Genomic DNA, 19,121 nt, shown 5'->3' with positions numbered 1-19,121 from the left:
AGAGTGGCTTGAACGTTTTGGTTCATCGAGCTTTGCTTGGAAACGCGGTGATGATTTTAAGGAGAATAGACCGCAAAAAGACTAGCGCTGGCGAAGCTTGCCGACGACTAACTGCGCCACCTCCATCAGCATCTCGTTGTCGATGGGGTTGGCCAGGTCCAGCGCCAGACTGTGACGGTAGAAGGGGCTCAGATCAAGACCGACCCCGAGCCCACGGATTTCCACTTCGCCTTGGCGTTCCCGGCGGGCAACGACATCCTTGAGATGGTTATCCAGGTAGAACTTGTCGTTGGCCAGGTTGGTGGCGGTGTCCATGGGGCAGCCATCAGAGATCACGATGAGAATGCGGCGCTGTTCGTCGCGCCCGAGCATACGGTTGCAGGCCCAATCCACGGCTTCGCCGTCGATACCTTCGCGATAGAGGTCGTGCTTGAGCAGGGCGCCGATGTTGCGGCGCACCCGTCGCCAGCACTGAGCGGCCTCCTTGAATACCAGATAGCGCACTTCATTGAGGCGCCCGGGATTCTTCGAGCGCCCCTGGCCCATCCACTCTTTCTGGACGCGGCCGCCGTTCCAGGCATTTGTCGTGAAGCCAAGGATTTCCGTGGTGACGCCGGCCATCTCCAGAGCCCGGGTCAGCAGGTCCAGAAGTATGGCGGTGGATTCGCTGTAGGTCTTCATCGAGCCGGAACAGTCGATCAGGAAACTGACCATGCTGTTGGCCTGGGGCTTGTACTGCTCAAGACGAAACAGGCGGCGCTCCGCCGGGGAGGTAATCAGCTGGGCCAGGCGTCGGCCGTCGATATAGCCTTCCTCTTCACCAAAGCTCCAGCCGTCCCGCTCGAGGTTGCTCAAATGCGCGGTAAACAGCTGCGCCAGGCGGCGAATATTGATGCCCAACTCCGCAATTTCCTTGTCCAGACGCTGGCGATATTCATCAAGTTTGGCAGGGCGCACCAGATCGGGGGCTGCGTCTTCCCGATCATGGATCGTGGTGAAGATGCGATAGCGCTGCTCCGCGTCATCGAAGACCTTGCTATGGCCGGAAAGGGCGGGGGCAAAGCCTTCGTCGTTGTCTTCATCGAAATCGAGAAAGAGCGCGAAGCCTTCTAGTTCCTCGTCATCATCCTGATCGTCGTCATCGCCCAGCGCCTCGCGGGCATCGGTGACCCCTTGGGAAGTGACTCGGGCAATATTGAGCGCGTGTTCGGCGAAGGCAGCTTGATCCTGGCGATGACGTCGCAGCCCGGCCAGATCCGCGCCGATGATCGGTACTAGACGCCCCCGGGTGGTTTCGATGAAATCCCCGGTCTCCTCATCAAGCGGGCGACCGGTGATGCGCGTCCAACAGATCATGGCGATGGAGAAGATCAGCCGGCCCACGACGCCTTCGGTCAATCGGGAGTTGTGAAAATCCTGGGACCACTCCTCGAAACGCTGATCCAGATTGCGGGCCATGCCGGGCAAGCCTTTTGGTACCAGTGCCTCGACCCGCAGCTGTTCGAGAAGTTCGAAGATCAAGCGTGCCACCGGGTCTTCCGGGCACAATCGCCGGTGCAAATCGATGTCGGAATGCATGAGACGCAGGGCCGTGGCATCCGCAACGCCCCGATAGGCGGTGAAATCCTGGTTGTCGTCGTCCAGGCGCAGGTGGGGTGCATGCACTGGTACCGGCTGGGCGCCATGATGCAGGCGTTTACCACGATAGTGCAGGTCGCGTTCCCCGGTCAGCGCCCGCAGCGAGGCGGCACACAGCTCCTCGATGTGCTGTTGACGGCGGGCAAGCTGCTGCGGAGTGGCCACTAGAACGTGTCCTGGTTGTTCTGGTAGGACTCGTCGAGCTCCTCGCCGAAGCAGCGCTGATAGTACTCCGCCACGATGGGACGCTCGGCCTCGTCGCACTTGTTGAGAAAAGACAGGCGAAACGCCCGGGCCGGATTGCGGAAAATCTCGCAGTTCTCCGCCCAGGTGATCACCGTGCGGGGCGACATCAGGGTAGACAAATCCCCGGCGGCAAAGCCTTTGCGGGTCAAATCCGCCACCTCGACCATCGAATCGATCAGCTTGCGTCCTTTCTCGTTGTCCTTGGCAGGCACTCGGGCCAGGGTGATCTTGACCTCCTCGTCGTGGGGCAGGTAGTCGAGCTTGGCAACGATGTTCCAGCGGTCAATCTGGGCGTGGTTGAGCACCTGGGTGCCGTGGTACATGCCGTCGAGATTGCCCAGGCCCACGGTGTTGGCCGTCGAGAATAGGCGGAAATAAGGATGGGGATGAATCACCCGGTTCTGATCCAGCAGGGTGAAGTTACCATCCCGCTCGAGGATGCGCTGGATGACGAACATCACGTCCGGCCGCCCCGCGTCGTACTCATCAAAAATCAGCGCCACCGGGCGTTGCAGCGACCAGGGCACGATGCCTTCCTGGAACTCCGTGACCTGCAGGCCGTCGCGCACCACGATGGTGTCCTTGCCCACTAGGTCGAGGCGGCTGATATGGCCGTCCAGGTTGACCCGCAGACAGGGCCAGTTGAGGCGTGCCGCCACCTGCTCGATATGGGTCGATTTGCCGGTACCGTGCAGCCCCTGGACCATGACCCGGCGATTGCGGGTAAAGCCGGCCAGTATCGCCAAGGTCACATCCGGATTGAACCTATAGGCGGTGTCGATTTCCGGCACATGATCGCCGCGCTCGCTGAAAGTGGGCACTTCCAGATCGCTGTCGATATCGAAGAGGGTGCGTACGGACTGCATCTTGTCGGGCTTGGCATGTTGAAGCTCGGTCACGTCGGATCTCCTCGGAGCAGTCTTTGGCACAATCGTGGGGCGCTGTTTTACTAAGCGCTATCTTGAGTCTAGATCAAAGAGTGGAACAATCACTCCATCATAGTTGTGTTTCTAAAAAACATGCAAATCGTATCGTTTTCTGAAATTATTTTCTATGAGTAGCGATTTTAGCCGATGAGAACCTGACGAATGAACGATTTTCTGATTGTTGGTGGCGGTGTCATTGGCATGATGACGGCCTGGCAGTTGGCGGACGCGGGCCATAAAGTGACATTGGTCGAACGCGGTCAGTGCGGGCGTGAAGCCTCCTGGGCCGGGGGTGGTATCGTTTCGCCGCTTTATCCCTGGCGTCATCCGGAGTCGATCTCGCGGCTGTCGCGCTGGTCCGAAGGCTATTATCCCGGGCTGGCCAAGCGTCTATTGGCCGAGACGGGTATCGATCCGGAGTACCGCCAGAAGGGGTTGCTTTACCTGCGTGTGGAAGACGAAGCCGAGGCCACCGAATGGGCGAGACGGATGGGCAAGCCGCTGGAGCGCGTCGGAGCCAACTTTCTGTATGACAAGGAACCTCACCTGGCGCCAGGCTTCGAAGATGCGCTATGGATGCCGACGTTGGGCAGTATCCGTAACCCGCGCCTAGGCCAGGCGCTGCGGGCCAAGCTGCAGTCACTTCCTCAAGTAACGCTTCGCGAACATGTATCGGTCGAGCGGCTGCGGCGTCAGGGGGGCGATATTCAAGTAGATACCGCCGAAGGGCCGCTGACCGCGGCGCGGATCATTCTGTGTGGCGGCGCCTGGACCGGCGAGCTCTTGAAAACCCTCGGGCTGGATCTACCCGTCCATCCGGTCAAGGGGCAGATGATGGTGTTCAAGACACCGTTGTCATCGGATGGACGCTTGTTGCTCGAGCGGGTGGTGCTCGCGGATGGGCGCTATCTGATTCCGCGAGCCGATGGCCGCGTACTGATCGGCTCGACTCTGGAGCAGGCCGATTTCGATAAGACCCCAACGGATCAGGCGTACGCATCGCTATATGAAAGCGCCGTCGCCATGCTGCCGGCGCTTGCGCAATGCGAGGTGGAGCATCACTGGGCCGGGCTGCGCCCAGGGTCGCCTCAAGGGATACCTTTCATCGGGCCGGTACCAAGTATCAGGGGCTTGTTCGTCAACGCCGGGCACTATCGCAATGGGCTGGTACTAGCCCCGGCAGCGACGCGCTTGCTGGTGGATCAGCTGCTTAGACAGGCTCCAATACTCGACCCGGCGCCCTATCACTGGTGACTGGCAATGGTGACTGGTGCTGGCCCAACAGTTGTGTCTCATCTGGTGCTAGGTGTTTTGTCGGCGGTGGTACTACGCTGAGGTGATGCAGGCGGCATGATCAAGTTTTGCCGCATGTTTTATCTTGAACAATTATCCCTACGCCAGGAGTACAGCATGAGCCAGCCCGACGCCGATTTCCTCAAAGCCTTCAGCCAAGCCCTCAACGATCACGATATCGATGCGGTCATGTCGATGATGACGGATGACTGTGAATTTCATGCCATCGCCGGGCCGGATCTGCTGGGCAAGACATTCAAGGGTCAGGACGAAGTGCGCCAAGGGCTCGAGGGTGCCTGGAAGAATGCACCGGATGCCGAGTGGGTTGACGGTGAGCATTACGTGATCGGCGATCACGGCTTCTCCGAATCGACCTACAAGGGCACCACGACCGATGGTGTGCGCTCCGAAGCACGTATGATCGACGCCTTTACCTTCCGCGACGGCAAGATTGCGGTAAAGAATGCGTTCCGCAAGAACCGTCCGCCCCTCAATCAAGGCGCCTGATATACAAGCTGCCTGGCAGCTGAGACATCCCTATTTTGAGGAGTCCGATCATGGATACAACAACACAGGCAGGCGCGGCTAGTGGTCGCAGTACTGCCCCCTCTCAGCCATATGATCCGGCCTACGATCCTTTGAAGAGCGCAACGCCGGGCCAGGGCCGGGACTATGCGCCGACCTACTGGATCGGTACGGCGGGTGAGCCGCCGGAGGACGATGGTCCGGTTACTCAGGATATGGATGTCGATGTGGTCATCATCGGTTCGGGATTCACTGGGCTGACGGCGGCTATCTTCCTGGCTCAGGAGCATGGCATCAAGGCAACCGTGCTGGAAGCCAATCGCGCCAGTTGGGGCTGTAGTACTCGCAACGGGGGACAGGCGCAGTGCGCCTCGGGCCGTCTAAAGCGCTCCCAGTGGATCGAGCGTTGGGGCTTGGATACTGCACTGAAAATGCATGCCGAGTGTGTGGATGGCATGAACACCTTCAAGGAGTTGATCAGGGATATCGACTGCGAGCCTCAGCCCGGTGGCCACTTGTATATAGCACACCGCGATAAGGTCATGGCGAAGCTGGAGAAGGAAGCCAAGCTATTGCGCGAAACCTTCGATTATGACGCTCAGATCATCGATGCGGACACGGTCAAGCGTGACTGGGTGGGTGATACTGAAGCCGCCGGTGCCATGCATGAACCCGAGGGAATCGGTATTCATGCGGGCAAGCTGGCTTTCGGTTATCACAAGAAGGCCAGGGCCCTTGGTGTCAAGATCCATCCAGCCAGTCCGGTTCAGGGTTGGGAAACACGAAATGGCGTGCATTATCTAAAGACCCCGGGCGGCACCGTCAAGGCCCGGGCGGTAGGTATCGCCACCGGCGGTTATACGTCCCAGAGTCTGCATCCGGAACTCAAGAATCGTCTGTTGCCGATTTTGTCCAACTCGCTGGTCACACGGCCGCTGACGGAGCAGGAACTGGATGCCTGTAATTTCAAGACCAAACAGGTGATCACGGATACTCGGATACTACGCCACTACTATCGTCGTCTGCCGGATAATCGGGTACAGATCGGTAGTCGTAGCGCAATCTCGGGCAAGGACGCGCCGGCCAAGAAGTTCGAGGAGATGCTGATTCGCGATCTACACCGCAAGTTCCCGGCGTTGGAGGACATCCAGATCGACTATTCCTGGTGGGGTTGGGTCGATGTCAGCCACGACATGATGCCGCGCATCTATCAGCCGGATGCGAGTCAGACGATTTATTATGCCTTGGGGTATGGCGGTAATGGCGTGATGTATTCGGCCCAGGCTGGAAAGCGAATGGCACAATTCATTGCCGGTAAAGGGCAGGAGCTCGATCTGCCAATCTTCAATTCGCGCCTGCCGTTTCCCAACTTGCGCGAAAAGGTTGAAGCCGAGGTATTTGCGCCGTTCCGCCGCATTGGCCAGCGCTTTCTGTACCGCTGGTACCACCTGCAGGATGAAGTGTTCTAATAAGCTTGGCCATGCAGTCTATGCTCAAACCGGCTTTCCAGAAGGAAGCCGGTTTTTTTCGCCCATGATTTTGTCTACAACATCTCATGGTGTATCGGCGAGGATCGCCTGGGGAATTAGTCGTGCCAACTGCTCGATACCCGGTTCGATGCGTTTTTCCGCAATTGCCCCGAAGCCCAGGCGAAAATATTCACCCTGGGGTTCGTCGAAAAAGTGTAGATTGCCCCGCTCGATGAGAATGCCCTGCTTGCGTGCCAATTCCCGCAGCAGGTTGCAATCCAGGCCGGCCGGCCCCTTTACCCAGAAGCTGGCACCGCCATAGGCAGAGGGGGTCGAGGCGTGGGGCATGTGGGTGGCCAGTGCCTCGCCCATACACTGCCAGCGACGATGATAGACACGATGGATCTGACGCAGCAGGGCATCGTGATAACCGCGATCGAGAAATAGCGCCACCGCGCGCTGATTGTTGGTCGGTGGGTGGCGCAGCATCAGCCGCCGCAGCGCGCGGGCCTCGCGGATCAATGCCGGCGGCCCGACCATGTAGCCTACCCGCAAGCCGGGTGCGAGGGTCTTGGAGAGGCTGCCGACGTAGATGACCCGCTGGTGTTTGTCCAGGCTCTTGAGCGCCGGGGTGGGGTTGTCGAGATAGTTGGTCTCGCTCTCGTAGTCGTCCTCCACGATCAGAAAGTTATCCTGTTCCGCCAGGTCGAGCAGCGCTCGCCGCCGATCGAGTGGCATGGTGACCGTGGTGGGTGACTGGTGGCTGGGAGTGACATAAATCAGATCGCAGGTGCTGATCCGCGCTTCCAGGCGCATGCCTTGTTCATCCACCGGCAGTAGCAGGATGTCCTTGGTGAAGATCGAGGCGATGTTGTACATGTCGACATAGCCCGGATTCTCCATGCCAAAACGGCGACCCTGCTTGAGCAGCAGCATGCTGACCAGCCAAAGTGCCTGCTGGGCGCCCACCGTCACCAGAATCTCTTCTGGCGCTGCCCAGACACCGCGTCTTGGCAACAGGCGCGTGCGGATCTGCTTGATGAGCAAGGGATCGTCATCGTTGAGATGATCCACCGCCCAGCTGCGAATGGCCGGCACACTCATGGAGTCGCGGCTGCATTCTCGCCAGTGTTGAGTAGGAAACAACTCCGGGTCGATCTGGCCGTAGATGAAAGGGTACTCGTAACACGGCCAGTCGTTGGGTTTGTTGATGGTCTCCTGGCGGGAAGGGTGCATGGTCAAGAGCTCCTCCCAGGCCAGATGTTCCGCATCGATGTCGTTGAGACGCGCCGGTCGCGCGGCATGCCCCTCGAGGATCTCTGGATTGACGAAATAACCGCTGCGGCTTTTCGCCATTAGATAACCGCTATCGAGCAACTGTTCGTAGACCAGCATGACGGTATTGCGTGCAATACCCAGTTCCTGGGCCAGCCTGCGACTCGAGGGCAGGGCTTTGCTCACCGGGATATGGCCGTCGAGAATGGCGCGGGCCACCTGCTCGCGCAGCTGTTGTTGCAGACTGATCGGTAACGTGGGGTCAAGATGAAAAAGTAGTTGATTCATGTTCGTCACCCGAGGGCCGATCGCGACGGCACCTCATTGTTAGTCAAAATACTGTTCACTATTGTGCCATTACCGTTCCTGTCTGTAGGCCGGATTGGCAAGAAATATGTCGCTTCAACCGTTTCCTGTGTGCCTACCCATACGACTTAAGTCAAAATTTCGTTCTTCATCAGCCAGCGAACATGCTGAATTACGGCGAATTATATAAACTGGCCCAAAACGAATCGATGAACTGGCCCTGTTGATGATCCTTGCGCATAGAGGAGAGTCATTGGTGTGCTGTAAGTGGATAGTGAGTGCCTAGACAGAAATGTGTGCACAGACGATCTTCCGTTTACCAGAAAGCCGATATTAAAGGCGATTAAACGGCAACCGATAACTACTAAAGCCACTATGACTATTCGAACCACTGCAAAGGAAAAATACCTCGCTTAAAGCTATTTTCTTCAGGATCGTAGTAGCCAAGACATAATGGTGTTATCTGACACCGTTTGGACAAAAACAATGTTGGAGTAAGTCATGAAACTAACAAAACTGATGTTGCCCGCCGCCATTTCCATCGCCGGTCTAGCGCTCAGCGGTAATGCATTGGCGCAGAACTGGAAATTGGCGACGGGGGACGCCGCCGGTGGAACCCAATATGAGCTCGCTACCAAGTTCGCCGAGTTGATCGAAGAAAAGACCGGTGGCGATACCACGGCCGATATCTTCCCCAACGGCCAGTTGGGCAGCGAGCAGGATACCGTCAACAATGCCAGCATGGGATTGCTTGACCTGTCTATTCTGGCAATCAACAACATCACCCCTTTTTCGCCCACAGTCGGTGTACTGACACTACCTTACGTCATTCAGAACGCCGAGGATGCCAAGAAGTTGACTCAGGGCGATATCGGCAAGCAACTGACCGAAAATACCATTCGTGATGCGGGTGTGCGTATCCTGGGCTGGGCCTATTCGGGCTGTCGTCGTCTCACCAACTCCTCCAAGGCGGTTGAAAAACCCTCTGATCTCGACGGCTTGGTCATCCGCGTACCCAAGAACGAAATCATGATCGCTTCTTACCAAGCCTGGGGCGTCAATCCCAACCCGCTGGCCTGGTCTGAAACCTTTACCGCTCTGCAGCAGGGTGTGGTCGATGGTCAGGACAACCCTTACATCACCATCGATGCCATGAAGTTCTACGAAGTGCAGGATCATGTTACCGACAGCTGCTATGTATTCTCCCTCGAGCCACTGATCATGGGCGAAGGGCAGTTCCAGAGCCTGGACCCGGAGATGCAGGAAGCCGTGCTCGCCGCCGGCCAAGAAGCCACCGAGCACAGCTATGACTATCTCATCGAAACCGAGGATTCCATCAAGAAGAAACTGGTCGATGAGCATGGCATGACCATTACCCAGCCCGCCAACGATGAAAAAGAGTGGATCGAACAGGCCACCCAGATCTGGCCGCAGTTCTACGACAGCATCGGAGGCAAGGAAAAACTTGACGAGGCATTGCAAGCACTGGGTCGTGAGCCGGCTCCCGCAGAGTAATAGCCTCTAAGTAGATAGTGTTTGGCACAGCCTACACCGACCCTCTCGAGTCGGTGTAGGCCTCAGTTAGTCAAAATACTGGTCATTATTGCGCCATCGCTGATCCTGCTTGCAGGCCGAATTGGCAAGAAATGTATCCCATCAACTCTTTTCCTGTACGTTTGCTTATACGACTTAAGTCAAAGCGCCGCTATCCGCTAGACAATGAACACGTTGAATTATGGTGAATTATGCCAACTGGCCCAAAACGAATCGATGAACTGGCCCTGTTGGCAATCCATGCGTTTCAAGAGAGTAGGCGAGGAAGGGCGTCAACGGATTATGACTGTTTCTACAAGCAGGTTCGTCGAGGATGATCTATCGTTGAGTGAAAAGCCGAAAAGCAAGGCGGTAAAACGGTAGCTAATAACTCGCGAAGTCACCAGGGTCGTTCAATCCGCACCCATGAAAATACGCAGCTTGAAGCCGTTTTCTCAGAATTGTGTTTGCAGAAAGTAACGGTGCTTTCTTTCTGGCGCCGCCTAGACAAAAACAACGTTGGGAGTATGTCATGAAACTAACAAAACTGATGCTACCGGCCGCCATTTCCATCGCCAGCCTTGCGCTGAGTGGCAATGTCTTGGCACAAACCTGGAAAATGGCTGTCGGTGACGCCGCCGGCGGGACCCAATATGAGCTCGCGACCAAGTTCGCCGAGTTGATCGAAGAAAAGAGCGGTGGCGATATCACGGTCGATATCTTCCCCAACGGCCAGTTGGGCAGCGAGCAGGATACCGTCAACAACGCCAGCATGGGGCTGCTGGATCTGTCGATTCTGGCCATCAACAACATTACGCCGTTTTCTCCCACCGTGGGTGTGATGACCCTGCCTTATGTGATTCAGAACGCCGAGGACGCCAAGAAGCTCACTCAGGGCGAAATCGGCGATCAGATGACCGAAAACACGATTCGCGACGCCGGGGTGCGCATCCTCAGCTGGTCCTACGCCGGCTGTCGCCGCCTGACCAACTCCGAGAGGCCTATCGAAAAGCCCGAAGATATCGAGGGTCTGGTCATTCGCGTACCCAAGAACGAAATCATGATCGCCGCCTATCAGGCCTGGGGGGTCAACCCGAATCCCTTGGCCTGGACTGAAACTTTCACCGCTCTCCAGCAAGGCGTGGTGGATGGGCAGGACACCCCTTACATCACCATCGATGCCATGAAGTTCTACGAAGTGCAGAGTCATGTCACTGACAGTTGCTACGTGTTCCTACTCGAACCTCTGATCATGGGTGAAGGGCAGTTCCAGAGCCTGGATCCGGAGATGCAGGAAGCCGTGCTCGCCGCCGGCCAGGAAGCCACCGAGCACAGCTATGACTATCTCATCGAAACCGAGGATTCCATCAAGAAGAAACTGGTCGATGAGCATGGCATGACCATTACCCAGCCTGCCAATGATGAAAAAGCGTGGATCGAACAGGCCACCCAGGTCTGGCCGCAGTTCTACGACAGCATCGGTGGCAAGGAAAAACTCGACGAGGCATTGCAGGCACTGGGTCGCGAGCCAGCTCCCGCCGGATGATACTCGCCAAGTATATGCTGTAAACCAAATCCTGCACCGACTCCTGGAAGTCGGTGCAGGCGTCAGTGAGCCAGAAAGACCGGGATTGTCGGATCCCATCACGGGCAGGGGCCAATCGCCATGAAGCGTATAACACTTCATATTCTCAACAACCTGGAGAACTATATATGCCAGTTTCTCCTGGTCTCTTTCGTTGTCATTCTCTTTGCGCAAATCGTGCTGAGAAACCTGTTCAGCTATTCACTGGCCTGGGGCGACGAACTGGCAACCTATGCCTTCGTCTGGTTCGCCTATCTGGGCGCGGTCTACGCAGCGAAAATGGCAGCCCATAACCGGGTCACCTTCCAATTCAAGTTCTTTCCCAAGTGGGTCGAGACGTTCTGCACCCTTTTGACCGACGTCATCTGGATCGCATTCAATGCCGTATTCATCTACCTGAGCTACGACTTCGTCTTCAACAAGATGAATCTGTTCTGGAAATCCCAGACGCTTGGGGTGCCGATGAAGTACTTCTATCTGATCCTGCCTATCGCTTTCCTGGCGATGACGTTTCGTATCATTCAAAACGACTATCTGAAATACGTGAAGAAGGTGGATCTGGTCGATCCCGAGACCGAGGAAGTGGAAAAGATGAAGCGCTCCAATCAGCAGGATAAATCCAACAGCAGCAATCAGGAGCGCTGAGCCATGACCGACACCACGATCATCTACATCCTTTTCGGCGCCTTCCTGCTGCTGTTGCTGTTGGGGGCTCCTATCACGGTGTCCCTGGGTGTTGCAGCACTTATTACCTATCTTTCCATCGGCGAAAACCCCATGGCTTTCGTGCAGATGGCGTTCACCTCCGTGGGCTCCTTCCCGCTGATGGCATTACCTGCCTTCATTCTTGCAGGGGCGCTGATGGAGGCAGCGGGGATCTCGAAACGTCTGGTGGATATTGCCGAGGCCTTTGCGGGGCCGGTTACCGGTGGTTTGGCCGCCGCTACCGTATTCGCCTGCATGTTCTTCGGCGCCATTTCCGGTTCGGGCCCGGCAACGACCGCTGCGGTCGGCATGCTGATGATTCCCGCAATGGCCAATCGAGGCTACGACCGCGCTTACGGTTCGGCGGTTACCGCTTCCTCCGGAGGGCTTGGCGTGGTCATTCCGCCCTCTATTCCCATGGTCATCTTCGGTATTTCGGGTATGGGGCTGCAACCGCCCCCCGAGGCGGTGGCACTGCATGGCTCGTTCCAGACTCTATCGATCCCTAAGCTGTTCATCGCCGGTATCTTTCCTGGTGTGGTCATCGCCACCTGTCTGCTGACCATCAATTATTTCATTTCGCGCAAGAAGGGCTATCGCGGTCTGACGGATAGCTGGTCGTTTCCGCATATCCGCGCGACGCTGCGCAAGGGCATATGGTCGATACTGGCGCCGATCATCATCCTTGGCGGTATCTACACCGGACTTTTTACACCAACGGAGTCCGCTATCGTCGCGATCGCCTATACTTTGGTGGTGGGTATCTTCCTGCATAAGGAACTCAAGTGGAAACCCGCCATGCGCACCCTGGAGACCACGACCTGGATCACCGGTCGGGTGCTGTTGATTCTGTTCACCGCAACCGTCTTCGGCCGGCTGCTGGTAGAACAGCGGGTGCCGGCGCACATCGCCGAGGCCATGCTGTCCTTCACTGACAACCTTTATCTGATCTGGGCGATGATCATCGTCTTCCTGTTATTCGTCGGCATGTTCATGGAAACTCTGGCGGCCATCATGATCCTGACGCCGGTGCTGTTGCCCATCATGTACATGCTGGGGGTGGACCCGGTACAGGTCGGCATCGTTGTGGTCTGCGCTCTGGCCATCGGCTTCCAGACACCGCCCTTGGGGGAGAATCTGTTCGTGGCCTCGGGGATAGGGGGCGCCTCGATCGAGGAAATCTCGCTTAAGGCCTTGCCCTTTGCCGCCGGTTCGATATTTGCCGTGTTCATCATTGCCTACTTCCCCGAGATTTCCTTGTGGTTGCCGAGAATGATGGGGTATTAGGGAAGCGCTGAATAAATTGGCGAACGGAATGAAGCGCAAGGCGCACGGCACACAGAAGGCGAGGCATAACATGGGATTAGGCGAGACTTCGAGTGCCGCGCAACGTAGCGATTCGTACGTGCAGCCATTTATTCAGTGTTTCCTTAGGGGCGTTGTTCGGCGCGACGCCCGGCCAATCTAATGCTGTGAGGAGTGGGACATGGAACAACGAATCGCGAGTATTCTCTGCTGTGTGGGGTTGCGTGGCGACTCTCATGGTGTGCTGGAGCAGGCAACGAGGCTGGCACTGAGCACCGGGGCCGAGTTGCACGTGCTGCATGTGGTCAAGCCTTTGGCCGAGGACGTGATGAGTACTCTCAGGGCCAATATTCGTAATCGCGAATCGCTTGAAGGATTCCTGCATCAGCGTATCGACCTGGCCAGGGAACAGTTGCAGGACAAGATCGGTGAGTTTTTCGAGCATCACCCCGAAGAAAAGCAGGCGCTGGCTTCTCGAGTGGTCGCCCTCGAGGTGCTCGAAGGCTATCCGGCCTCTGTAATCAATGACGTTGCGGCAAAGCATTCCCATGACTTCATTGTGGTCGCAGCCAACAAGCACGGCCTGAACGCTTCCTATGCGGGCAAAGTTGCCAAGGGTGTGCTGAAGCGTTCGCATATCCCCGTGATTGTGGTGCCGGGGCCAGCATGACACTGAGCGCTGCAGCGCTGCGCTAGACAATGTTTCAATGTATTCATGTAGTACTGACCGGTCGGCTTGGATACCGATCGGTGATTTTATTCCTAAAGGTGATTTCATGGCCGAGCAAGATCCCAATTCCCAGCCCGAGAGCGCGCTGAAGAAACATTTTCATCGCATGGGAGGGCGCCGAGCAGAACGTTTTACCGAACTCATGCCCGGTGTACTGGTATGCGTCACAATTGCCTTGGCCACTACCTTCATCGCCGATCATTATGGTGGGCCGGTGATGCTTTATGCGTTGCTGTTCGGCATGTCGTTGCACTTTCTCTCCGAGGAAGGCCGCTGCCTGGCGGGAGTGGAGTTCGCCTCGCGCACCATCCTGCGCATCGGGGTTGCCCTGCTCGGGGTGCGTATCACCGTCGAACAGATTAGCGAGCTTGGATTCGGTCCTATCTTGACAGTCATCGTCGGCGTTACCACGACGATTCTGGTGGGTTACGCCGTGGCCAGAATGCTCGGGTTACCCAAAGATTTAGGGCTTCTCACCGGCGGCTCGGTCGCCATCTGTGGCGCTTCCGCGGCCCTGGCGCTTTCTGCTGCCATGCCACGCCATGAAAATCACGAACGCAATACGATTCTCACCGTGGTGGCAGTGACCGCACTCTCTACAATCGCCATGGTGACCTATCCGCTGCTTGTCAGTGTGCTGGGCTTGAGCGACGACCAGGCCGGGATCTTCCTGGGGGGAACCATCCACGATGTCGCTCAGGTAGTGGGGGCGGGCTACATCATTTCTCAGCATACCGGGGATGTGTCTACTTTCGTCAAACTGTTGCGGGTAGCCATGCTGGTGCCGGCGGTGATGTGTTTTATTTTCATTTACCGTCAGCAACGCCAGGCCGAAAAAGGAACCGGCGGCAAGGTGCCCATGCTGCCGACGTTTCTGGTCGGCTTCATCGTCATCGTGATCATCAACAGTTTCGGTCTCATTCCGCCGGTTGCCGTCGAAGGGCTCACGGATCTCTCGCGCTGGTGTCTGGTCACGGCCATCGCGGGTCTCGGGATAAAGACGTCTTTTCAGAAGCTTGCCGTGGTCGGCTGGAAACCCATCATTTTGATGGTAGTCGAGACAGCGTTCCTGCTGTTGCTGGTGCTGGGCTTCATCCTGATCGGCGGGGTGGGAAGCTAAAGACCGCGGTAAGGATGCTGTGAACACAAAAAGACCGCTGTGGATTTATTCGACAGCGGTCTTTCTTTGAGGGGGCAGGGCAGGGCTATTCCCTTATTGCCAAGTTTGGCGGAGGTTTATCAATCGCGTTTACCAAGGGCCATGCAATAACAGCGCGATGACCGCGAAATGCGCCGGATACCAGGCCAACCACACCTTGCGCGGCATGCTGGCGCCAGGGCTGATTTGCGGCACGCGGCTGGCCGCGCCTGCCGCTAACAGCAAGATCAACAGGGTCGTCGCCACGGTAAAGGATTTGGCCATGTCGGAACTGTTCATCAAACCGGCAACGAGCAGCACCGGCACACTAGCCGCGACCATCAATAGGTGCTCTTGAAATGAGTCCGTCGATTGGGTCAACGCCTGCAGCGCGAACATGTAGCAGGGAATCAGCAGCAGGCCATAATGACCATATTCAAACCAAGAGCCAAATAGCCACCAGGCGAGTAACGAGGCACCTAGTAGCAAAGGGCGCTGCAGGGGGGCTTCCTGATCCTCACGACGTGCCAGGTCGCGCAACCACGTCCCCCAGATCAGCCCCAGCGCCAGGGTGAAGGTAATATTCAACTGGAAACCGTCCCGAGGCATGGTCATGTAGGGCAGCTGCGCGATCAGGCCGATGATCAGGATGCGCTTGGCATAACCAAACGGACTACGGGTGTTGAATAGGCCATGCCAGGCCACCATACCGGCGAATAGCGGAAAGGCAATGCGTCCTATGGAAGAGCTGGCCCAGCCAACGTCCCAGCTATCCGGTAATAGATAGCGCGTGACATGGTCCACGGTCATGGTGATCAAGGCAAGCCACTGACCCCAGGCAGTCCAGGCCGAGGAGGGGCGTAGTGTCGCCTGGGTTGTCGAGGCGGATGATGACGCACGCATCTTTTTCTCCGGCATATTGCGAGCGGATGGAGAATCCACTGAAAATTGACGAAGGCGCTACGATAGCGACCATCACCCCAAATCACCAGTGCAAGTTCGATGAAGGTCTCGCGTATCAATAGCCTGCCTCCTCTATTGCCGCGATATTTTCGTCAGGGCGGTGGAAAGGCAGCTTTAGCTTTCTTGCAGATAACGAACGGGTTGGCATCGCTGGATAGGAAAAGCGACAATTGCGCCTTTGCCGGTCTCAAGGAGGACTCCTATGCGTATTGGTCTGCTGCAGTGCGATGATGTGATGGAGGCGTTGCAGCCTCAGCACGGCAATTATCCGGAGATGTTCGAGCGTCTGTTCACGGCGGTGGATCCCACCCTCGAGTTTCGCGTGTGGCGATGCCAGGACGGTGAAATGCCAACGGATGTCGATGCGGTGGATGCCTGGCTGACTACCGGCTCAAAGCATGGGGTCAACGATGGCGACGAATGGATCGAGAACCTCTGCGGCTTCGTGCGGGAACTGTGGGCGGCGGGCAAACCGCTGGTGGGTATCTGCTTCGGCCATCAGCTGATCGCCAAGGCCCTTGGCGGTGAGGTGGTCAAGAGCGAGCGCGGCTGGGGCGTCGGCATGTCCTTCAATCGTCTTACCCAGCGCACCGAGTGGATGGAGCCCTGGCAGGAAGGGCTCGATCTGGTGGTTAGCCATCAGGATCAGGTAGCCCGTTTGCCGGAAGGCGCCGTGGTGCTGGCGGAAAGTGACTTTTGCCCGTTCTACCTTATCCAGGTGGGCGAAACGTTCCTTGGGGTTCAGGGGCATCCGGAGTTTGCCAAGACCTACTCGGCGGACGTGATGGCGATGCGTGAGGGCGTCATTGCGGGGAATCGCCTGCGCGAAGGTATGGCCTCACTCAATGCGCCGGTCGACGATCATTTGATGGTGCGCTGGATACTCAATTTCATGCGCCGGGCGTTGCGCCAAGAGCATTCCGCTCAGCGTTGATAAAGGCGCTGTCCACCGGCCCAGACCTCATCGATCGGCCACTCGTCGGCGGCAAGTGCTCCCAGCTCTACAGTAACCGAGGAGTTTGCATGAGAATTCCTGTCGGGTAGTTGCCGGGTGGTAGCCCTGAAAGTAAAACACCGCAAGCGCATGGCTCGCGGTGTTTTTTTTCGCTATCAAAAAATTACTTACGTATCACTTGTCGTTGTCTTCGAAATACTCCTGACGAATCTCTTCATAGGTGCCGTTGTCTTTCAGCGTGGCCAGGGCCTCGTTGAATTTCTTGGCCAGGTCCTCGTCGCGCTTGCGAAAAGCGATGCCGAAGCCGTCACCGAAGTACTCCTTGGGTTCGGTGATCATGTCGCCGATTACCTTGTAGTCGTTGTCTTCGCTGTCCAGCAGCGTGGACTTGCCCACCGGGAAGTCAAGGAAGACGATGTCGAGACGACCGGCTTCCATATCCAGCACCATGTCGTCGGCAGTGGCATAACGGTTGATGTCGGCGACGTTGCCATACATGTCACTGGCGTAATTGTCCTGCAGGGTACCGCGCTGCACGCCGATGTTCTTGTCCGTCAAGGCGTCTTCGCTGGGGTCGCTGATGTCGCTTTCACCGGGAACGAACCAGGCGGAGGGAGGTGTGAAGTAGGGATCGGAGAACAGCACTTGTTTGCGACGATCGTCGTTGATGGTCATGGAAGACATGATGGCATCGTACTTGCGCGACATGAGGCCGGGGATGATGCCGTCCCAGCCTTGCACGACCCATTCGCACTCGACACCGATCTCGGCACACAGTGCATTGCCCAGGTCGATATCGAAGCCGGTCAATTCGCCGTCCGGGGTGCGGTACTCCATTGGCTCGTAGGGCACGTCGACGCCGAAGCGTACGGTGTCGTAGTCGCGAGCCTGCGCGGTGCCAGCCAGTACGGCGGCGCTCAATAGTGTAACGGTCAACAGTTTTTTCATGACGTCAGTATCCCTTTTGATTGTTCTACGCTTGTAACGCTGAAGGTGATTACCAAACCACATTAGCGCAGCACGACGCTTGGCGATAGAGGGGCAACCCTTTGATTGAGCCTGTTTTCCAACGCTCGTTTGACGCTTTAACCGAGATCAATTCAGGGGCCTGAGATGGACCAGCATGCGCTTCTCCAGATAACGGAACAGGTAAAGAATGGCGAAGGTCAGGCACAGATAGAGTGCCGCCACGAACAGGAAGGCATCGAACGGCGCATAGAAGCGCGCGTACACCAGGCGCGCCGCCCCGGTCAGGTCCATGATCGTCACCACGCTTGCGATGGCACTGGCATGCAGCATGAAGATCACTTCATTGCCATAGGCGGGGAGCGCACGGCGAAAGGCACTAGGCAAAATGATACGGCGCATCATCAGGCTTTTCGACATGCCATAGGCCCGGGCCGCTTCGATCTCGCCCTTGGAGGTCGCCTTGATCGCGCCATGGAAGATTTCGGTGGTATAAGCGACGGTGTTCAACGTGAAGGCGATCAGAGCCGGGTAAAAGGGCTCCTCGAGGATAACCCACAGCCAGGTATCCTGGATGCCGTCGATGAAGACCACGCCGTAGTAAATGATGTAGAGCTGAATCAACAGTGGCGTGCCGCGAAACACGTAGGTGAAGAAGAAGATCGGCATCTTGATCCATTTGCGTTTCGAGCCTCGGGCAATGGATAGCGGCACGGCGATCATCAGACCAATGACCAGAGACAGGAACACCAGCTGTACCGTGGTGACTAGGCCTTCGCCGTAATAGCCCAGAGTGCGAGCGGTAAATATGCTGTTATCCGCCAGCTGCTGCGTGAACCAGGCGCTTAGTTGTTCCATTCGTCCGCCTCCCCGAATCCAACGTTATAATGCTTCTGCAAGCGTGCGAAGATCCATTCCGAGACGCTGGCGATCAGCAGATAGATGAGCGCCACGGGTATCAGGAAGGTGAAGGGTTCGTGAGTGGCCTTGGAGGCCTCGGCGGCCACTCGCACCATGTCCGTCAGCCCGATGATCGACACCAGCGCAGTGGTCTTGAGCAGCACCATCCAGTTGTTGGAAAGGCCGGGCAGGGCGTGGCGCATCATCTGCGGGAAACGTATACGGCGAAACATGAGTCTTTCCGACATGCCATAGGCGCGTCCGGCCTCGATTTGGCCGCTGTCTACAGCCATGAACGCGCCGCGGAAGGTCTCGCCCATGTAGGCACCGAAGATCAGTCCGATGGTAATGACGCCGGCAATAAATTCGTTGACGTTGATGAAGATGTCGATGCCGAAGCGATCGTAAAGCGAGTCAGTGATCATGTTGATGCCGATCTGGCCACCGAAGAACAGGAGCAGCATCAGCACCAGATCCGGCACACCACGAATGATGGTGGTATAGAGGGTGCCGATCTTGTGCAGCAGCCAGCTGCGCGACATCTTGGCGCTGGCGGTCAAAAGGCCCAGAACGATGGCCACGAACAATGAGAGTACTGCCAGTTCGATGGTAACCAGAGCACCCTCGAGCAGTCTCGGGCCGTAACCCTGCAGGTCGATCATA

At 57.0% G+C, this 19,121-nt stretch carries 17 protein-coding genes; 10 read left to right on the top strand and 7 right to left on the bottom strand.

Annotation, left to right across the window (positions count from 1 at the left end; genetic code table 11):
• Window positions 1–81 precede the first annotated feature (81 nt).
• Both H7850_RS07020 and H7850_RS07015 read right to left on the bottom strand, forming a co-directional pair.
• Window positions 82–1,803, bottom strand: a complete 1,722-nt coding sequence (locus H7850_RS07020) for a cobaltochelatase CobT-related protein (RefSeq protein WP_227368809.1) — start codon at window positions 1,801–1,803, stop codon at window positions 82–84.
• Window positions 1,803–2,783, bottom strand: a complete 981-nt coding sequence (locus H7850_RS07015) for an AAA family ATPase (protein WP_227368808.1) — start codon at window positions 2,781–2,783, stop codon at window positions 1,803–1,805. The genes H7850_RS07020 and H7850_RS07015 overlap by 1 nt, the downstream gene beginning before the upstream one ends.
• A gap of 189 nt (window positions 2,784–2,972) precedes the next feature.
• On the opposite strand from H7850_RS07015, the gene thiO reads away from it, so the two are divergent.
• The 3 genes from thiO to H7850_RS07000 all read left to right on the top strand — a co-directional run bounded on the left by thiO (window position 2,973) and on the right by H7850_RS07000 (window position 6,097).
• Window positions 2,973–4,064, top strand: a complete 1,092-nt coding sequence (gene thiO / locus H7850_RS07010; RefSeq protein ID WP_227368807.1) for a glycine oxidase ThiO — start codon at window positions 2,973–2,975, stop codon at window positions 4,062–4,064.
• A 156-nt stretch (window positions 4,065–4,220) separates the two neighbouring features.
• On the top strand, window positions 4,221–4,610 hold the full coding sequence (locus tag H7850_RS07005; protein WP_227368806.1) for a nuclear transport factor 2 family protein: 390 nt from the start codon (window positions 4,221–4,223) through the stop codon (window positions 4,608–4,610).
• A gap of 50 nt (window positions 4,611–4,660) precedes the next feature.
• Window positions 4,661–6,097 (top strand): NAD(P)/FAD-dependent oxidoreductase, encoded by a 1,437-nt coding sequence (locus tag H7850_RS07000; RefSeq protein ID WP_227368805.1) that lies wholly within the window; start codon window positions 4,661–4,663, stop codon window positions 6,095–6,097.
• A gap of 84 nt (window positions 6,098–6,181) precedes the next feature.
• Here H7850_RS07000 and H7850_RS06995 read toward each other — a convergent pair whose 3' ends face one another.
• Window positions 6,182–7,660 (bottom strand): PLP-dependent aminotransferase family protein, encoded by a 1,479-nt coding sequence (locus H7850_RS06995; RefSeq protein WP_227368804.1) that lies wholly within the window; start codon window positions 7,658–7,660, stop codon window positions 6,182–6,184.
• A gap of 519 nt (window positions 7,661–8,179) precedes the next feature.
• Between H7850_RS06995 and H7850_RS06990 the strand changes: the two genes are divergently transcribed.
• The 6 genes from H7850_RS06990 to H7850_RS06965 all read left to right on the top strand — a co-directional run bounded on the left by H7850_RS06990 (window position 8,180) and on the right by H7850_RS06965 (window position 14,656).
• Window positions 8,180–9,193: a TRAP transporter substrate-binding protein gene (locus H7850_RS06990; protein WP_227368803.1), complete on the top strand. Its 1,014-nt coding sequence runs from the start codon at window positions 8,180–8,182 to the stop codon at window positions 9,191–9,193.
• 550 nt (window positions 9,194–9,743) lie between these two features.
• Window positions 9,744–10,757, top strand: a complete 1,014-nt coding sequence (locus H7850_RS06985; RefSeq protein ID WP_227368802.1) for a TRAP transporter substrate-binding protein — start codon at window positions 9,744–9,746, stop codon at window positions 10,755–10,757.
• Window positions 10,758–10,877: 120 nt separating this feature from the next.
• On the top strand, window positions 10,878–11,441 hold the full coding sequence (locus tag H7850_RS06980) for a TRAP transporter small permease (RefSeq protein WP_227368801.1): 564 nt from the start codon (window positions 10,878–10,880) through the stop codon (window positions 11,439–11,441).
• A gap of 3 nt (window positions 11,442–11,444) precedes the next feature.
• Window positions 11,445–12,788, top strand: a complete 1,344-nt coding sequence (locus tag H7850_RS06975; protein WP_227368800.1) for a TRAP transporter large permease — start codon at window positions 11,445–11,447, stop codon at window positions 12,786–12,788.
• 199 nt (window positions 12,789–12,987) lie between these two features.
• Complete coding sequence (locus H7850_RS06970; protein ID WP_227368799.1) at window positions 12,988–13,476, top strand: universal stress protein; 489 nt, start codon at window positions 12,988–12,990, stop codon at window positions 13,474–13,476.
• 106 nt (window positions 13,477–13,582) lie between these two features.
• On the top strand, window positions 13,583–14,656 hold the full coding sequence (locus H7850_RS06965) for a YeiH family protein (protein WP_227368798.1): 1,074 nt from the start codon (window positions 13,583–13,585) through the stop codon (window positions 14,654–14,656).
• 129 nt (window positions 14,657–14,785) lie between these two features.
• On the opposite strand, the gene H7850_RS06960 is transcribed toward H7850_RS06965, so the two are convergent.
• The gene (locus H7850_RS06960; protein WP_227368797.1) at window positions 14,786–15,577 is read right to left on the bottom strand and encodes a TraX family protein; all 792 of its coding nucleotides are present in this window, start codon (window positions 15,575–15,577) and stop codon (window positions 14,786–14,788) included.
• Between the two features lie 262 nt (window positions 15,578–15,839).
• Here H7850_RS06960 and H7850_RS06955 point away from each other — a divergent pair, with 262 nt between their 5' ends.
• The gene (locus H7850_RS06955) at window positions 15,840–16,571 is read left to right on the top strand and encodes a glutamine amidotransferase-related protein (protein ID WP_227368796.1); all 732 of its coding nucleotides are present in this window, start codon (window positions 15,840–15,842) and stop codon (window positions 16,569–16,571) included.
• A 195-nt stretch (window positions 16,572–16,766) separates the two neighbouring features.
• Here the strand turns inward: H7850_RS06955 and H7850_RS06950 are convergent, their stop codons facing one another.
• The 3 genes from H7850_RS06950 to H7850_RS06940 form a co-directional block, all read right to left on the bottom strand.
• Entirely contained in the window at window positions 16,767–17,540 is a 774-nt protein-coding gene (locus H7850_RS06950) for a transporter substrate-binding domain-containing protein (protein WP_227368795.1), read from the bottom strand.
• 147 nt (window positions 17,541–17,687) lie between these two features.
• The gene (locus H7850_RS06945) at window positions 17,688–18,416 is read right to left on the bottom strand and encodes an ABC transporter permease (RefSeq protein ID WP_227368794.1); all 729 of its coding nucleotides are present in this window, start codon (window positions 18,414–18,416) and stop codon (window positions 17,688–17,690) included.
• Window positions 18,404–19,120 carry an ABC transporter permease gene (locus H7850_RS06940; protein ID WP_227368793.1) on the bottom strand — a complete coding sequence of 239 codons (717 nt, stop codon included), beginning with the start codon at window positions 19,118–19,120 and terminating at the stop codon, window positions 18,404–18,406. Before H7850_RS06940 ends, H7850_RS06945 begins: the two co-directional genes overlap by 13 nt.
• Window position 19,121: the final 1 nt, after the last annotated feature.

Source organism: Halomonas sp. M20, from assembly GCF_020622265.1.
Lineage (GTDB): Bacteria > Pseudomonadota > Gammaproteobacteria > Pseudomonadales > Halomonadaceae > Modicisalibacter.
Note: the sequence above shows the minus strand (reverse complement) of the source record. Positions and strands in the feature narration are given on the sequence as shown.

What these genes read in the sequence shown, in the direction of transcription:
- H7850_RS07000 (WP_227368805.1), top strand. Translation starts at nt 4,661, where the DNA reads ATGGATACAACAACACAGGCAGGCGCGGCTAGTGGTCGCAGTACTGCC.
- H7850_RS06995 (WP_227368804.1), bottom strand. Translation starts at nt 7,660, where the DNA reads ATGAATCAACTACTTTTTCATCTTGACCCCACGTTACCGATCAGTCTG.
- H7850_RS06955 (WP_227368796.1), top strand. Translation starts at nt 15,840, where the DNA reads ATGCGTATTGGTCTGCTGCAGTGCGATGATGTGATGGAGGCGTTGCAG.
- H7850_RS06940 (WP_227368793.1), bottom strand. Translation starts at nt 19,120, where the DNA reads ATGATCGACCTGCAGGGTTACGGCCCGAGACTGCTCGAGGGTGCTCTG.
- H7850_RS06975 (WP_227368800.1), top strand. Translation starts at nt 11,445, where the DNA reads ATGACCGACACCACGATCATCTACATCCTTTTCGGCGCCTTCCTGCTG.
- H7850_RS06960 (WP_227368797.1), bottom strand. Translation starts at nt 15,577, where the DNA reads ATGCGTGCGTCATCATCCGCCTCGACAACCCAGGCGACACTACGCCCC.
- H7850_RS06980 (WP_227368801.1), top strand. Translation starts at nt 10,878, where the DNA reads ATGAAGCGTATAACACTTCATATTCTCAACAACCTGGAGAACTATATA.
- H7850_RS06985 (WP_227368802.1), top strand. Translation starts at nt 9,744, where the DNA reads ATGAAACTAACAAAACTGATGCTACCGGCCGCCATTTCCATCGCCAGC.
- H7850_RS06970 (WP_227368799.1), top strand. Translation starts at nt 12,988, where the DNA reads ATGGAACAACGAATCGCGAGTATTCTCTGCTGTGTGGGGTTGCGTGGC.
- H7850_RS07005 (WP_227368806.1), top strand. Translation starts at nt 4,221, where the DNA reads ATGAGCCAGCCCGACGCCGATTTCCTCAAAGCCTTCAGCCAAGCCCTC.
- H7850_RS06990 (WP_227368803.1), top strand. Translation starts at nt 8,180, where the DNA reads ATGAAACTAACAAAACTGATGTTGCCCGCCGCCATTTCCATCGCCGGT.
- thiO (WP_227368807.1), top strand. Translation starts at nt 2,973, where the DNA reads ATGAACGATTTTCTGATTGTTGGTGGCGGTGTCATTGGCATGATGACG.
- H7850_RS06950 (WP_227368795.1), bottom strand. Translation starts at nt 17,540, where the DNA reads ATGAAAAAACTGTTGACCGTTACACTATTGAGCGCCGCCGTACTGGCT.
- H7850_RS06945 (WP_227368794.1), bottom strand. Translation starts at nt 18,416, where the DNA reads ATGGAACAACTAAGCGCCTGGTTCACGCAGCAGCTGGCGGATAACAGC.
- H7850_RS06965 (WP_227368798.1), top strand. Translation starts at nt 13,583, where the DNA reads ATGGCCGAGCAAGATCCCAATTCCCAGCCCGAGAGCGCGCTGAAGAAA.